This window comes from Kistimonas asteriae (assembly GCF_018263925.1).
In the GTDB taxonomy this organism is placed as follows: Bacteria; Pseudomonadota; Gammaproteobacteria; order Pseudomonadales; family Endozoicomonadaceae; genus Kistimonas; species Kistimonas asteriae.
In genome coordinates this window covers 1-16,200 of record NZ_JAEVHF010000016.1, presented here as the reverse complement: position 1 = coordinate 16,200, position 16,200 = coordinate 1, and the positions used below count along the sequence as shown (strand labels likewise).

Here is a 16,200-nt window from a genome sequence, read left to right as displayed (position 1 = left end):
TCCAAAAGATAAAGCTTCATTGTCTTATACGCCACAAAAACATATACAGATCCACATCATCTGGTCAGTATTAATGACAGAGATGTACAGCACAAGCACCATACGCCCAACACATAACCGTATGACGCATGATAACAACGACATTAATACGTATAAATACGGTATGCATACACATAGCCATTTCGGTTATGAATAAAAGCAGCAATGTTATTAACAAAAGAAGCGTTTCAAACAATACTACGCGTGTATTTTAAAAGCCCTGCCCATTGACATAGATTATGAATGCACCACAACCTGTTAGTTATACAGATTGCAGCCTATCACTCCGGGATTACAGTCGAAGGGTACAAACCTCAAAGTGGGGGACTATTTACGTCATCGATAACGACAAAATCAGGCATTTATCACCAGTTAGTATTGATTCTCTTCAGCGGCGCTGTAGCATTGCCCGCCTCTTATGCGCAAGGTATCCAAAATACAGCTCCGCCGAAAAAACCAATCCCTTTGAAAAGATCAGCGATTATATTTTCGAAGCCTATGAAGAAGAATTTGTGCAATTAATCTGTGCATACCCATACGACATTGTTCTGAATAAAAGACTAAGAACAACGAATAATGGATGCGAAACGGGTGATTACGCAAAATTATTTATGCAATTTAATGCCAACAAACAAAAACAGATCATCACGGAAGCACTTTTACAGCTGTACAAAAGTGGTGTATCAGCCATTAGAACTGTTGATTTCAAAAAGTATTACAAAACATTCAAAGATCTTAGACAAGTGATCAAAATACTCTTTAGACTGGATCTGACAATGTTTCTAGACCTGCCATTAACCGCAGGCTTTGGTAGCAAAGGTGCCAGTCTGGTCAGTACATTGAAAGCGAATCTTTCCTTTAACCAAGACATGATTGCCTATAACTTTCTATACACGAAAGACCTCCAGACATTCATTGCATCCGGCCAGAAAACCGACTTGATATACTGCAACTTTGGACCAGACATTGACGGCAATCATGGCACGATTTTGTTTCTTGAGCGACCTATCAATACCCATGTAAGAATGACAGTCGTTAACTCGACAGGGGCCTTTTCATCGGAACAAATACAACACGAATGTCCCCCTCAGTTTACACTGAATCTGTATATATACATGCTACTCACTGGCGCTATTTACTTTGCCAGATTGCATCCACACCTTTCCTTTGATTTTGGTTTTATTAAGGAACAAAGTCAGCGAGACCATGAAAACTGCCATGTATGGTGCTGTAAAGTCCTACGTAAAACTCACGACATTGAGGCTTTTTCACAATTAGTCTGGCCCTCCTGCGCAGAATTGAAGGAACACAATCTAGTGTACAAAGAAGCTACGCCTCTTAAATGGGAAAATACCAATCTTCGGGTCTTTTCCCTGACACTTCCTAAAACCTATTGGAAACCAATCCAGTCCATATCCCAGCTCCATGCATTGATCGACGCACTCCCCCCCGGCGATAAGGGCAAAATTCTGTTTGACCAGATCAAGAAAAATGAATGTGGTGACCACCTGACAGGAAACGGGATGACCTTAGGTGCCAAAACTGTCAATAACCACTTACAGAGAACCAGTATTAAATACTCTGTCATGGGACTTCTTCAGGAAATGGAAATGCTCACACCCAATCATCTGCAATATATACGCGGATTAACCGCCGGGGGCGCGTCAGCTGTAACCCCTGGATAGTGATGCCCAACACCCACGCAAACACCTTTACAGGCCACAACCTTCTCAAATCTTCCAGACAAATCATTCAGTTTATCTGTCAAACGTACCATAATAGCGCAACCGTTCCCGGCATCCTGTGAGACATAAGGAACTCAACCGTGAAACCTGCTCAGCGCGCTTTTCCCTCCACCCGGCCTCGTCGTATGCGCTACGATGATTTCTCCCGTCGCCTCATGCGTGAAAACCGTCTCACGGTGGACGACCTGATCTACCCGGTGTTTGTCCTGGAAGGACAGGGACAGCGTGATCACTGTACGCCCATGCCGGGTATTGAGCGCCTGAGTGTGGATGAGCTGGTCAAGGATGCAGAGCACTGGGTTGAACTGGGGATTCCGGCAATCGCCCTGTTTCCCGTTACCCCGGCCGAAAAGAAATCCCTGGATGCGCGCGAAGCCTGGAATCCTGATGGATTAGCCCAGCGCGCGGTCCATGCCCTGAAAGAGCGGTTCCCGCAACTGGGTGTCATCACTGACGTCGCGCTCGACCCCTTCACCACCCACGGTCAGGACGGCATCATCGATGATAGCGGTTACGTCATGAACGATGAAACCGTTGAGGCGCTGGTCAAACAGGCGTTGTCTCATGCCGCCGCCGGCGCTGATATCGTTGCTCCCTCCGATATGATGGACGGCCGCATCGGCGCCATCCGTGCCGCCCTGGAGTGCGACAGCCACACCAATACCAAGATTCTGGCCTACTCCGCCAAGTATGCCTCCAGCTATTATGGCCCGTTCCGGCATGCCGTCGGCTCCGCCACCAACCTGGCGGGGGGCAACAAGTTCAATTACCAGATGGACCCGGCCAACAGTGATGAAGCCCTGCACGAAGTGGCACTCGACCTGCAGGAAGGGGCGGATATGGTGATGATCAAACCGGGCATGCCCTATCTGGACATCGTTCACCGGGTCAAGACCGAGTTCAAGGTCCCCACCTTTGTGTACCAGGTCAGTGGTGAGTACGCCATGCACATGGCTGCGGTTCAGAACGGCTGGCTGGAAGAAGAGAAAGTTATGATGGAATCCCTGACCGCCTTTAAACGGGCCGGCGCCGACGCCATCCTGACGTACTATGCCGTGAAAGCGGCGGAGCGGCTGGCGGGTCACGCTTGAACGCAGCGCTCTGGGGGATTGTTATACTGTAGGCTTGGCTTACGACATCTGTCATAAGCCAGCCACTCACGCTGAAATACCTGACATCAAAACAAGCAGGGAGGACCCATGACAGAAACGGCCAGTTCCACTGAACAGGCAACTGCTGATATTCCGGCTCCTCCGGTCATCAGCGATCTGGACAACCCGGAGTACTACATCAACCGGGAACTCAGTCATTTGCAGTTCAATATCCGGGTGCTCGAGCAGGCACTCAATGAAGATTATCCCCTGCTGGAACGTCTGCGCTTCCTGCTGATCTTCTCCAGCAACATAGACGAATTCTTTGAGATCCGCGTCTCCGGCCTCAAGCAACAGATTGAATTTGCCCGTGAACAGGTGGGTCTCGACGGCATGCAGCCCGCCGAGGTAGTGAAGGAAATCAGCCGGCTGACCCATGAGCATGTCAGCCGGCAATACGCCATTCTCAATGACATCATGCTGCCGGCCCTGGCTGACCAGGGCATTCGTTTCATTCGTCGGAACCAGCTGACAGAGAAACAGGCGTCCTGGGTGAAAAACTTTTTCTTCCAGCAGGTCATGCCGATCATCAGCCCGATTGGTCTGGATCCAGCACATCCGTTCCCACGGCTGGCCAACAAGATCCTGAACTTCATTGTTGAGCTGGAAGGAAAAGATGCCTTTGGTCGTGAAACTGGCATGGCGATTATCCCAGCGCCACGTTCTCTGCCTCGTGTCGTTCGGTTGCCGGACAATCTCTGCGAAAAAGGCGGCGAAAACTATTTATTCCTGTCGTCGATCATCCACCAGCATGCCGAAGACCTGTTCCCCGGCATGACTATCAAGGGTTGCTACCAGTTCAGGATCACTCGGAACAGCGACTTGAGCCTGGATGATGAGGTGGATGACCTGGCATCCGCACTGCAGGGGGAGCTTCTGGCTCGCCGCTACGGCGATGCGGTACGCCTCGAAGTGGCGGATAACTGCCCACGCCCCCTGGCGGATTTCCTGCTGCGACAGTTTGCCCTGACAGAAAATGAACTGTACGAGGTGAACGGCCCCGTCAACCTGACGCGCCTGATGGATGTCTGCAATACACCCACCCATTCTGACTTGCAGTTCCGGCCCTTCAGCCCGGGATTCCCCAAGGGGCTCCCCAAAGGACTTCCCAAGAACAGCGACCGGCTGTTTGATGTCATTCAGCAGGAAGATATTTTGCTGCTGCACCCCTTCCAGACATTTACGCCCGTCGTCGACCTGTTACGTCAGGCGGCCAAGGACCCCCATGTTCTGGCAATAAAACAGACACTCTACCGGACCGGCGCCAATTCCGAGATGGTGGATGCCCTCGTGGAAGCGGCACGGCATGGCAAAGAGGTCACCGTGGTCGTCGAAATCCGGGCGCGCTTTGATGAAGAGGAGAACCTGAAACTGGCTCGTCGCCTTCAGGAAGCAGGCGCCATTGTCGTATATGGCGTGGTTGGCTATAAAACCCATACCAAGCTGATGCTGATCGTCCGCCGTGAAGGCCGCCGAATTGTCCGCTATGCCCACCTGGGTACCGGTAACTACCATGCAGTCAATGCACGACTGTATACCGACTACAGCCTGATGACCTGCGATAAAGACCTGACCAATGACGTTCACAAGGTCTTCCAGCAGCTAACCGGTATGGGTAAGGCCGTGCGGGTGAAAAAGCTGTTTCATGCCCCGTTTACGCTGAAGAAAAACCTGATTGACCGGATCAACCAGGAAGCCGAGCACGCCCGGGATGGGCGTTCTGCGCGCATCATCCTCAAGGCCAATGCGCTGACTGAGGCGAATGTGATCAAGGCACTCTACAAAGCCTCGCAGGCCGGTGTGAAAATTGACTTGGTCATTCGCGGAATCTGCAGTTTACGTCCCGGCATCGCAGGATTATCAGACAACATTCGGGTTCGCTCGATTGTCGGGCGTTTCCTGGAACATACCCGGGTGTATTTCTTTCAAAATGATACCGAGCCCAAGGTGTTCTGCTCCAGCGCAGACTTGATGGTCCGCAACCTGGATCACCGGGTGGAAGCCTGTTTCCCGGTTGAGAATCCCAAGCTAGCCACTCGTATCAAGAAAGAGCTGGAATTGTACCTGACGGACAACACGGGTAGCTGGAAGCTGCTCCCTGATGGAAGTTATGAGCAGAATCGTCCGGTGAGAAACCAGAAGCCCAGAAATGCCCAGCAGGCATTGCTGGAAACGTTGGCAAGTTGAATCTTGTTTTTTTATTAACAGGTCACCGGCTATCCGCAGGTGACCTGTTAATAAACCTTCCTTATAACCAAATCCTAACCATTGCTTACTTTAAGGATCCAGTCATCCCATCGAAGTAATCTGACTAGGGAAGGTGCGAATAAGTCCACCCTCACCTTCGATAATCCCTGGTATTACTGGTACTGTTTTGGGAAAAAGGGACTTATTCGCAGTTTCCCTAGACTATGCCGTATATAAACGTCTTACTCGTTTACCCACACAGTGCAGATGCCGAGCCATCTCATAATTTGGTTGTTCCAAAGCCTTGAATATACGTTTTTGCTCAATTCTCCTCGTTATCAAAATATAGCGAAGCTGTAAGCACGCCGCCTTTCTTTTATCTGCGACCGTCACATTTCGAGGCTGCGTTTCACGAATCAGTTTATCAAGCTCAAGCTGTACATCTTTAAAGGCTTCCAGAAGAGGCATAAGCTCTTGTGACGTATTTTTCAACTCACGCCTCAGAGCACGCCAATCGTCCTCAGATAAGTAGGCTACAGGCTTATCAGCAAAAATCCCGACATTAAAGTAACCAATATTTTTAGCGGGTCTATCGACAGTCACAGGACACCTTAACTGATTTTGCTGACCATCAGCCGTTAATTTCCCTACCTCTTCCGAGAAGTCGAGCTTAGGAGGCTTATAGCTATCTATCAGGCCTTCACGCGTCTGCACTATCCCTTGATTGAGTTTGTCATTTTCACGGTCAAGCCAATTACCCAAATACCTGAACCAAAACCATAAAACAATTCCAATACCGCCTGCTGCTCCCGGGTTTGGAAAAGCTTCCTTGAGTATTTTTATAAAACTTAATGTCGCACCAGACATAAGCGCCAAAGTAATACCAGATTCATGTAATCGGTAAGGAATCCGCCGCAAATAATAAGAAAGGTAGGCTGTTATAGTATCCCAACAAATTTTCAGCCCTCTTAATACAGCGCCTCGATTTATCTGTTGATTCTGACTCACAATTTGTTCAGTATTAATACCAACTTTCGCTCGATCTACCAGGTCAGCGAGAAGCAAGTTAATGTTACGTGCATATTCCTTACCACCACATTTTTCCATAACATAGAATTCATGCTCTTCGTCGTTGTGAGCCTCTCCTTTCGCATCTACTGATAATTTAGTAGAAGATGACATATCCTCTGATCCCCTCTCAGCTTTGAGCGATGTTGGTGACATTTTTTCATGAGCACCTTTCACATCTTCTGATGATTTAGCAGGAGATGAGCTTCCCTCTGATACACCCTCACCTTTGAGCGATTCTGATGCCGGTTTTTCATGATCCCTTTTCTTCTTTATTTTACGATCAAACTCAAGATCGATCTCCAATTCCCTGATATATTGAGACTGTTTCTTTTCAAGGACATCCTTAGCATCATCAAGACTTTTCGCCTTAGCCATCATGTACTGTTCTGGTTTAATCCCACACGCATCTTTACTGAGTTTTTCGAGCATAGCACCTAGGTCCCCCTTACACTCATATAAATACTCAGCAAATAATCCCTCTATCAAACGAGGTTTGTAAATAAACGACCATATTTTTCGACCTATCGATTGCGGCTCAAACTCTCCCTGTTGTTCAATGATACTTGCAAAAATCTTACCCAGTTTTTCTTCATAATCCTGTTGGCTTTCACCATCCTTCACTTCGCCAAAGAACCTGGAGTCAGGCTTTAACAGTTCGTGTAAATGTCCTTCAATGCGTGATTTGTCACGTGTATATATTTCATAGGTCAAACTCGCCAACTTATTAACAGGTGACATGACGTCTTCCAATCGAACTTGCTGTTTCTTAAGCTTTGCCAACTCTTTGGCATAAAGAATTTCATCCTCCAGACTCCGCTCCATTTTGTTTTTTAATTCCTCAACCCTTTTCGCGATTCGATCAAACTCTCTTCGTTCAGCAATAAGCGCATCGGTTACAGATATATTACCTGCCAGAAAGGTTATACTTTCGAGCAGGTTGTACTTATTCGAATAAAGCTCATCTTCCAACTCTTCAAGTTGAATTCGAGGAAGCTTAAGTTGTTCAGTTTGAATTTCTATATGTTCTGCCAGCGCTCTAGCCTCTTCACTTTCACGATCTTGCATTTCCTCATATTTATCTCTCAATCTTTTTAAAAGTACTTCCTGAATTTTTATAAACTCTTCATAAGCATCAATGTCTTTCTCTAAACTATTAACCTTAACCTCAAGCTTTTCAGCTTTTGCTTGATGCCGACGTTTCTTTACATAGATTACAAATGAGTCAACAGCAAACCAGAAGACTAGCGTTATGAATGCCGCCAGAACATAAATGGGAGCAGCAACAAATAAATTAAGAAGAAGAATACCGACTAAAGCGCCGATCAACATATCTGCGACATTAAATAAAAGAACACGCTTATTTCTCGCAACCCATTGAAAAAACACATCGCAAGAGCGCCGAAAACGCTGAAGCTGACTGTCCTTTTGTTGATCGATTTTTTCTTGAAGATACAGTAGATAGTTATCATCCAGCCTCATCACGTCAGCAACCCTTCTTGGGACAACCATGGTAGCTTGTGCATCACGAGACGTAGATGGCCGCAAAGATACGCCAGACTCGTTGATATCCGTTACTGTACGACATGCATCACAATGTAACTGCTTCAACATGCATTTAATTTTGATTAATTTTTCTGGCGTAAGTGTTTTATCTTTTCTGATATCAATGCCATATGTCTTAAATAATTGACCTATGGTTTCATCCATCAGATGCGAGTGTTGCCTTTCTAGCAACGGTTCTTGTCTTGGCAAAACACTTTTTTGTTCTTCGGGCGTTGCAGGAGCAGAAGAATAACCACGATTCAAGCCACTCTTAGGCTGTACCTCTAAGCTACCTCGTCGAGGATGTATAGATAGTGATGAATGAGCACTCCCCCATGTCTCCCACTCTTCTCTAAAATAGGTTATTAGTCTGTGCTCAATAAATCCTTTGGGTAATTTCTTATTTTCAAGATCAAAGCGATACGCCATCTCGTCTATCGACATAGTATAAAAATACTCAAGCCTCTTTAAGCTCTCTACCGTAATTCGTATACGACGTTTTGTGCAGACATACGGTTTACCTTTATGTTTTTTTACAGATAAACAACCATCATCAAAAGCAAGAATAAAAGCACACAACAGCTGCATATCATCTGCTTTTAATTCAGTCATTGTATCACCGACCGCGGACCACACCGGTTCGTGATAATCAATCACTGATGGCCCTTGAACATCAACTGTTGAGATTCTTTCAGAAAAGGTTGCCCCATCGTGAACTTTTTTCAGAAAATATCGATAGACTTCACTTAAGGGAACTTCTTCATTACCGTCAGGTCTTACTGCTACATGTCGGAAACGCCACGGCATACCAGATTGAGCTGTATCATACTCAAGGACATCTTTGTCGTTACAACCATGTACAGCTGTGCCGTAGACCCTATCTAATAGAGCAGGGCGAGTATTATCAAGCAAACCTGGCGGCATAACTGCACCTCCACATTATGCTAGGATATCTATCCATCCGCATAGACCAACGGATAAAGGATAATGATTTCCTCTTTATAGAGAGCGGATGATCTAGGTGTCGCTCACAAAAAATCCACTCCCTCTATAGTCTTTGAAACGTATTAGCCGTGATAAGTTCCCGTATTAGCCCCCTGAAAGTTAAAAAAAAACATATCCAGACTGTTAATAAGTATTTAGCTACAATAAAACGTTATAAGAATCCGTTACGAGAATCACTAACCGCCCGGTCTAGATTCCTGAAGGCTATGGCCTCAGCAAGGTGTGGCTTAACCATCTCGTCCGAATCTGACAGGTCAGCAATCGTCCTTGCAACACGAATAATCCGGTGTACAGCCCGGGAAGACAGCCCTAATCGCTCAATAATCCCCATCAGCCACATTTTTTCAGCACGCCCCAAAACCACATAGCGGTCCAGTTCCCGGGAACTGAGCTGACTGTTCAGCTTGCTTTGCCGAGTATATTGCCGATGACGAGCCTTTAGGACACGCGCTAAAACAACCCCCGACGATTCATCAGTCTCCCCCGGATTTAGCAACACCGAAGCCGATAACCGGGACACCTCAAGATGCATATCAATCCGATCCAGTAAAGGGCCGGATAACTTTCTGCGATAGCGCTGTATCTGGTCAGGTCGGCAGGAGCAGGGATGCTTTTTATCGCCAAGATACCCACAGGGGCATGGATTCATTGCTGCCAATAGCTGAAAATTCGCCGGGAAACGGGTTTGACGCGCCGCCCTTGAAATACAAATCTCCCCGGATTCCAAGGGCTGGCGCAGCATTTCAAGCACACGCCGATCAAATTCGGGCAACTCATCCAGAAATAGCACACCATGATGTGCCAACGTAATCTCACCGGGCTTTGGGCAGGCCCCTCCCCCTACGAGCGCAACGGCAGATGCTGAATGGTGGGGAGATCGAAAAGGCCGCTGAAACGGAACCTTTCGAGAGCCGTAACCCGCAACGGAATAAATGGCACTGACTTCAATCGCCTCCTGCTCCGTCAACGTCGGAAGAATACCGGGCATACAGCTCGCCATCAGGGTCTTTCCCGTCCCCGGAGGGCCATAAAACAACAATCCATGCCCACCTGCTGCCGCTATCTCAAGGGCCCGACGAGCCTGGGGCTGCCCCCGCAACACCGATAAGTCCCGACCATCCGATGACCGCCCCGCAGTGCCCGCATCAACCGGCTCAACCTGCTGCAATACCTTCAACCCCGTGAAGTGACCCGTGACAGCGAGCAAGGAATCGACAGCGAATACCTTTGCCTCTTGGTAAAGCATTACTTCGCCAGCATTGGCTTGGGGCACTATCATTGTCCTGCCAGCCTTATGGCAAGCGATGACGGCAGGGAGTACCGCGCTGACAAACCGGATCTCACCGGATAATGCCAGCTCCCCCATACATTCATAATCCGTGAATTTGTCCGCAGGTACTTGCCCTGAGGCCGCCAGAATGCCCAGTGCAATGGGCAGATCAAATCGCCCTCCCTCTTTAGGCAAATCCGCCGGTGCCAGGTTGATCGTGATACGCCGTGCTGGAAACTCAAAACCTGCGTTAATCATTGCACTGCGTACGCGGTCTTTACTCTCCCGCACAGCGGTTTCCGGCAAACCGACAATATTGAGACTGGGGAGACCATTGGACAAATGCACCTCCACGGTCACAGGGGGTGCATCAATACCATGCCGTCCACGGGTGTGGATAACTGCAAGTGACATCCATAATCCTGTTGATTGGAAATGTTATAAGAAATGAAAGTGGCGAATCAACGAACACTAAGGGGCTGAAGTATTGAATAAAATGCCAGGAATGCAACATCCTTGCGGAATTCTCGATTTGCCCCCATAAAACAACCTAACTTCCCCACTATTGATTTCTTTTTCTTATCAATCGGGAGGGAACTAATTTATCTGGAAACAGCCTAAATTTATAACTCTTTTTTATATATTAATGTGCTATGTCCCATATAAAGTTTGCCGTTGTCAGAGAAGACCCTCAACCAGAGCTCGACTGCGCTCGTCAAATGCAGGCTCAACGGGCTCTGCTTATCGCTTCAGGCGGCTGCACCGCTTTTGCGCTTAAACATCAGCAACCTGATCTGACTGTTGATCTATTTGATATTAATCCCACGCAATTACAACATGTAGCCAGCCGTGCCAAGGCGATCCAACAACATGATTACTCGGCACTGAATATTGATAACGACGACCCAACAGGCTTAAGCCAATGCGGTATTTTCGAGAAGTTCTTTCGGATCTTCCGCCAAACCTTCATCGAATTCATCGCCCCGGAACAGGACATAGAAGTATTTTTTTCAGCTGATCTGGCCATGCGTCGTAACATGCTGAACCAATGGAAAGCGTTACCGTTCTGGCAACACTTGTTTCATCTCTGCTTCAATGATGATTTCCTGGTATTTCTATTTGGTAAGGAAGCTATTCAGCACGGTGAAAAGAATTCCTATATTGAGTATTTCAGGCAACGCTTTGAATGGGGACTTTTTCAGGAAGACAGTTACTGCAATTATTTTCTCCACAGTATTTTATTAGGGCGTTATCAACAGCCGTTTGCCCCGGACTTTTTAACCTCAGGTCAACATTATTCGTTGAATTATCACACAGCCTCCTTACTGGAACTGGATAGTATTGCCCATTATGACCTGATCAGTTTGTCCAATATTCTTGACTGGTGCGATCAAGACACCATCTCGCAACATACCAAGAAACTGCAATCAATGAAGCCGGGCAGCGTGCTGATCCTGCGGCAATTGAATAACCAGCAGTCTCTTCGCCCCCTGTTGGAGCCCGCTTTCTCATTTGACCAGGCTCTGAGTGAACAGTATCAGGCGAAAGACAGGAGCCTGTTTTACAACACCATTGAGATCGCCACCCGGACTACCGCGGGGACTTTACCATGACGATCAGTTTCAGAATTGTCGATGAGCATGGCATCAACCCCTATGGTGAAGCGTTGCGGGAAATAGAACGTTCCATTCTCTATCCTGTCAGCGAAACCGGAGATCAGTTTGCCATTGTTCATGGCCACCGATATGACGCCTTTTTCACTGCAATGGGCAAGAGCCGTTTCATCGTTGCACTGGATGATGACCGGGTTTGCGGCATAGCCGCTTTTACGTGGAAAAAGGTTATCGTGAATGGACGAACCTATACCGGCCTCTATCTGGCGGACATGAAACTGGCCAAAGCTTACCGGGGCAAAAAGATCATGCTTCGCATGATCTGGTTCGGGTTTATGAAGTGGTTGTCCAGCCGACGTTATGGTGGCTGGGACTTTGTCTTTGGTGCAGCCATGCGTGATGGTACTGCCGATGTAACCCGCAGCTTCAGCGGATTGCATCTTGGCAAGCTGGCAAAAGCGACCGGGGTGCTGGATATCTACTTTTGCCCACCTGAAACACTGGCCAACATCAATGATGCAGCTCCAGCCTATCCATCAGGGAATACCATCGCCCTGCTTTCGCAGATAGACGATGACATCAAAGACAATACTGGACTCAAAGAGTTTCGCCTGGCATCCACTGGTCAGGCATGGCCTCTCTTCCACCTGCCCTTTCCTGTTGCCTGCTGGGAAGAAGGACTTGGTACTTACCTGAGACGCTGTGCAGAACAACTGCAGCAATCGCCACACTATCCTGATGACGCGATTGCCTGTTTTGCTCTTGACCACCGACTGACAGCCCATAAGCGGTGGCTCGCAGACAATGGCATTCAACCTGGCGCCGTATGCACAGTCTATGACTGGTCAGTACCATTTATTGGTAAATCCCCTGTGTCCTGCGCAGATTACATCCACCTCTCCACCAGTGAAATTTAACAATATTACGAGGATCTTTCATGCAGCATTACATTGACGAATTAAAACAACGCTATAGCCTGGATTCAAACCCTTACTTCGCCCACCTCTCCGATGGTAGTTTTTCCCGGGAAGATTTTGTCGAAACCCAGGTCCAGTTTCTGTTTGCCGTTGTCTTTTTTTCACGCCCCATGTCGGTACTCGCCGCCCGGCTTCCCCGTCCGGAACACCGTTTCAGCTCCCTGTACAATGTCATGGAAGAACATGGGGAAGGGAATATCCGTTCATCCCATGAAAGCACGTTCTATGCTTTCCTCGACCGCATGGGCGTAGAGCCCGCCTATATTGAGAGCCGCGGTCTCTGGCCGGCCGTGCGAGCGTTTAACACCGCACTCGGCGGTGTCTGCCTGATGGACGATCTTTATAGCGCTGTTGCCGCCATGGGTATTATTGAGGATCTGTTCAGCGACATCTCTGCCCGCATTGGTCAAGCCGTTGTGCAAAATGAATGGCTGAAAGAAGCGGAACTCCTTCATTACAATGTTCACAAGGATCTGGATGAGGAACATGCCGAGGAGTTTTACCACATCATCCGCCCCCTTTACGGCAACCATCCCAGAATTGACTACCAGATACAGCAAGGGCTGGAGTTCGGCGCCTATATTTTCATGACCATGTACAAAGAGCTCTATGCTTCACGCAACCGTCGATGGGAACGTCAGGTAGGAGGCCCCCATAGCGTTGCAGACGGGTGGTATTTTGACGCAGACGCTGTCTCATAAGCCTTCGGCCTGAGGGGTATTGCCCGTGAGAACATGCCATCTGATAAAACCTGAACGGAAGGATACGCATTCTCAGGCTGACTTGTTCTTATCATTCACAGGCTTGTTCAATCATCCGGATCACGGTCGTCATAAGTCATGATCAAGGGATGGTTAATGCATAAGAGAACACTGCTTGTCAGTCTTGCTGTGCTGCTCTTGCTGTCAGCCGTCTTCCTTTACTATGCCAACCGCCACACCGTCTCAACAGATAACGCGTATGTGAAGACCGACATAATTCCTGTCAGTAGCCGCCTGTCAGGACATGTGAGCGACTATCAGGTCGAGGATTATCAAACCGTCAAAACCGGGCAGTCTCTGCTCAAGCTGGATACGACCAGCCTGCAACTGCGTAAATTACAGCAGCAGGCACAGATCCGTAACTTGGAAGCACAGCTGGCGACCGCGACGGCCAGGAAGTCCATACAACAGATCAACATAGAGCTGCAGCTGGTCGCATTGACCCAGTCAGATATTGAATTGAAGAGAATCAACAAACAGCTAAAACGCAGCGAAGCCCTTATCGCCAGTGGTGATATGCCTGGAGAGCAGCATGACAACACCAAAGCCAGTGCTGAACTGGCACTCGCCCACCAGCAGGAAAGTCAGCTAGCGCTCAAACATGCACAGATGCAACTCGACATTCTGGACACTGAAATCGCCCGAATTCAGGCATTGTACGATCAGGCACAAGCCATGCTGGCGCAGATTGATCAAGACCTGGAGGACAGTGTTATTCGTGCGCCTCGCAATGGCATGATTGGTAAGCGGCTGATTCAGAACGGTCAATATGTCACACAGGGCAGTCCGGTACTGTATCTGCTCCCCGAACACGCGGTATGGATTATCGCCAATATCAAAGAAACGCACATCAATGCGATCACGCCGGGACAGCCCGTGGATATTACCATTGATGCGTTTCCAGGAACCGACTGGGCCGGTGAAGTTGTGGACACCTCGCCCGCTACCGGTTCGGAGTTCAGCCCTATTCCGCCCAGTAACGCCACCGGACACTTCACCCGTGTGACCCAGACCGTACCCGTCAAGATTCGCCTACTGCCCAATCCTCACAGCGATCGCCTGAAGCCCGGCATGTCGGCACGGATTCTTGTGCATACTGAAGCCAGACCCGGCCCCCACACACAATGAACGGCACGTTAGCGCAAAACCGGCAGTGGCTTGGCATTATCGGTATTATTTTTGGTGCCTTCATGGCCGTTCTGGATGTACAGATCGTCAATACCTGCCTCAGTGATATCGCCGCCAGCCTCGACACCGCACCCGAAAAAGCCTCCTGGCTAATGACTGCCTATCTGACAGCGGAGGTGGTCGCGATCCCCCTGATTGGTGTTCTGGTTCATAACGTCGGCTTACGCAAAGTGGTGCTTGCCGTAATTATCCTGTTCGCCGCGTTTTCCCTGGCTTGTGCCAATGCCTGGAATTTTTCTTCCATGGTGGTTTTTCGCAGTTTCCAGGGATTGGCTGGCGGTACCCTGATTCCTCTGGCACTGACCAGTATCATGACCCTGCTGCCCCAACAGCAACGCACCACGGGCATGGCATGTTTTGCCATCGCCGCCACCTGTGCCCCGACCCTTGGGCCGGCACTGGGCGGCTGGCTGGCGGAAACCTGGGGCTGGCGCTGGATATTCCTCATCAACATTCCCCCCGCACTGCTTCTGATCGCCATGGTTGCAAAGGGTATTCCGGCAGCGGCTCCGGCAAAAAAGCATACGATTCATGGCACCGGATTACTTCTGATTCTGCCGGGACTGGCGGCGCTGGAAATCTTTCTTGAGGAGGGAAACAGCCATAACTGGTTCGAAACCCCATGGATAACCGCCTGCGGCATCATTGCATTGATCGGCATCGTCCTTTTCTGTCTGACGGAATATCGTGCACGTCACCCACTCATCAACTTGAAACTGCTGAACGATCACCGGGTGCATCTCTGCTGTTGGGCTGTCTTCGGATTAGGGATGGCGCTTTACGGTTCAATTTTCCTGATTACCCAGTATCACGCGCTGGTACAGGGTTTCAGCCCGGGACACATTGCCAATGTGTTGCTTTGGATGGGCATACCACAGTTGATGGTTTTACCCTTCATGCCAAGGCTGTTGAAAACCATCAATGCCGATGCCTCTGTTATCGCGGGCTTTCTGCTGTTCCTGACGGGTACTCTGTTATCCACCCCCTTAACATCGGATTTTGCCGGTGAGCATTTTTATATTAACCAGATCATCCGCGCCATCGGTCAACCCTTTATCTTCGTGCCATTGTCGGTATTGATTACACGGCATGTTCCGGATCATGACGCACCCTCTGCTTCCATGCTGGTTGATGTCTTTCTTGCGATCGGAGGAGCCACTGGCATTGCGGTATTATCCACAGTACTGGAACGGCGGATGGACCTGCATTACCACAACCTGCGGGAAGTTGCCGGTATGAATTCGGCGCTGTTGAACGAATTGAATAACCTGCGGATGGATACAATCGATCCACTCTCTGCAACACAGCTGTTGCATACCGTTAATGAGCAGGCTGCCATCATGGCTTATAGCGATGGTTTCTTCCTGATTGCCGGTTTTATTGTTTTCTGCATCGCCTGCATTGTGATGACGCTGATACCGATTGGTTCACGCTCTCGTAATCAGGCTACCCCAACCGCTAAAACGGAGAAATGTTCTTCCTCATAGAGCCGCCGGCATACCGATGGCTCAACATAAATACTTACCTGATTACCACCTAACATAAGCCATTCTCCCGTCTAAACTTACGACACTGGTTTTCCTTGGGTTAGGAGACGTGTCATGGCCAGGAACAAAATCCAGTTTCAGAAAGGCATGAGCCTTGTGGAATT

At 48.8% G+C, this 16,200-nt stretch carries 10 protein-coding genes; 8 read left to right on the top strand and 2 right to left on the bottom strand.

What is annotated here, in order from left to right; translation table 11 throughout:
• Positions 1-278: 278 nt before the first annotated feature.
• The 3 genes from KHS78_RS16785 to ppk1 all read left to right on the top strand — a co-directional run bounded on the left by KHS78_RS16785 (position 279) and on the right by ppk1 (position 5,122).
• Positions 279-1,724 (top strand): hypothetical protein, encoded by a 1,446-nt coding sequence (locus tag KHS78_RS16785; protein ID WP_211829676.1) that lies wholly within the window; start codon positions 279-281, stop codon positions 1,722-1,724.
• A gap of 140 nt (positions 1,725-1,864) precedes the next feature.
• The gene (hemB, locus tag KHS78_RS16780; protein ID WP_211829673.1) at positions 1,865-2,875 is read left to right on the top strand and encodes a porphobilinogen synthase; all 1,011 of its coding nucleotides are present in this window, start codon (positions 1,865-1,867) and stop codon (positions 2,873-2,875) included.
• A 108-nt stretch (positions 2,876-2,983) separates the two neighbouring features.
• Positions 2,984-5,122 carry a polyphosphate kinase 1 gene (gene ppk1 / locus KHS78_RS16775; protein ID WP_211829671.1) on the top strand — a complete coding sequence of 713 codons (2,139 nt, stop codon included), beginning with the start codon at positions 2,984-2,986 and terminating at the stop codon, positions 5,120-5,122.
• Positions 5,123-5,344: 222 nt separating this feature from the next.
• Here the strand turns inward: ppk1 and KHS78_RS16770 are convergent, their stop codons facing one another.
• Together KHS78_RS16770 and KHS78_RS16765 are read right to left on the bottom strand one after the other, a co-directional pair.
• Positions 5,345-8,659 carry a hypothetical protein gene (locus KHS78_RS16770; RefSeq protein WP_211829669.1) on the bottom strand — a complete coding sequence of 1,105 codons (3,315 nt, stop codon included), beginning with the start codon at positions 8,657-8,659 and terminating at the stop codon, positions 5,345-5,347.
• Positions 8,660-8,891: 232 nt separating this feature from the next.
• The gene (locus KHS78_RS16765; protein ID WP_211829667.1) at positions 8,892-10,424 is read right to left on the bottom strand and encodes a YifB family Mg chelatase-like AAA ATPase; all 1,533 of its coding nucleotides are present in this window, start codon (positions 10,422-10,424) and stop codon (positions 8,892-8,894) included.
• Positions 10,425-10,663: 239 nt separating this feature from the next.
• Between KHS78_RS16765 and KHS78_RS16760 the strand changes: the two genes are divergently transcribed.
• The 5 genes from KHS78_RS16760 (at position 10,664) to KHS78_RS16740 (ending at position 16,036) form a co-directional block, all read left to right on the top strand.
• Positions 10,664-11,623, top strand: a complete 960-nt coding sequence (locus tag KHS78_RS16760; protein WP_211829666.1) for a DUF3419 family protein — start codon at positions 10,664-10,666, stop codon at positions 11,621-11,623.
• Entirely contained in the window at positions 11,620-12,540 is a 921-nt protein-coding gene (locus KHS78_RS16755) for a GNAT family protein (RefSeq protein WP_211829664.1), read from the top strand. Before KHS78_RS16760 ends, KHS78_RS16755 begins: the two co-directional genes overlap by 4 nt.
• Before the next feature lie 20 nt (positions 12,541-12,560).
• A complete protein-coding gene (locus KHS78_RS16750; protein ID WP_211829662.1) occupies positions 12,561-13,301 on the top strand; it encodes an iron-containing redox enzyme family protein in 741 nt (246 codons plus the stop codon).
• Positions 13,302-13,457: 156 nt separating this feature from the next.
• Positions 13,458-14,489, top strand: a complete 1,032-nt coding sequence (locus tag KHS78_RS16745; protein ID WP_211829660.1) for an HlyD family secretion protein — start codon at positions 13,458-13,460, stop codon at positions 14,487-14,489.
• Positions 14,486-16,036 carry a DHA2 family efflux MFS transporter permease subunit gene (locus KHS78_RS16740; protein ID WP_211829658.1) on the top strand — a complete coding sequence of 517 codons (1,551 nt, stop codon included), beginning with the start codon at positions 14,486-14,488 and terminating at the stop codon, positions 16,034-16,036. Before KHS78_RS16745 ends, KHS78_RS16740 begins: the two co-directional genes overlap by 4 nt.
• Positions 16,037-16,200: the final 164 nt, after the last annotated feature.

Coding starts and splice junctions, on each gene's coding strand:
- KHS78_RS16740 (WP_211829658.1), top strand. CDS start 14,486: ATGAACGGCACGTTAGCGCAAAACCGGCAGTGGCTTGGCATTATCGGT.
- KHS78_RS16745 (WP_211829660.1), top strand. CDS start 13,458: ATGCATAAGAGAACACTGCTTGTCAGTCTTGCTGTGCTGCTCTTGCTG.
- KHS78_RS16755 (WP_211829664.1), top strand. CDS start 11,620: ATGACGATCAGTTTCAGAATTGTCGATGAGCATGGCATCAACCCCTAT.
- KHS78_RS16765 (WP_211829667.1), bottom strand. CDS start 10,424: ATGTCACTTGCAGTTATCCACACCCGTGGACGGCATGGTATTGATGCA.
- ppk1 (WP_211829671.1), top strand. CDS start 2,984: ATGACAGAAACGGCCAGTTCCACTGAACAGGCAACTGCTGATATTCCG.
- KHS78_RS16760 (WP_211829666.1), top strand. CDS start 10,664: ATGTCCCATATAAAGTTTGCCGTTGTCAGAGAAGACCCTCAACCAGAG.
- KHS78_RS16770 (WP_211829669.1), bottom strand. CDS start 8,659: ATGCCGCCAGGTTTGCTTGATAATACTCGCCCTGCTCTATTAGATAGG.
- KHS78_RS16750 (WP_211829662.1), top strand. CDS start 12,561: ATGCAGCATTACATTGACGAATTAAAACAACGCTATAGCCTGGATTCA.
- KHS78_RS16785 (WP_211829676.1), top strand. CDS start 279: ATGAATGCACCACAACCTGTTAGTTATACAGATTGCAGCCTATCACTC.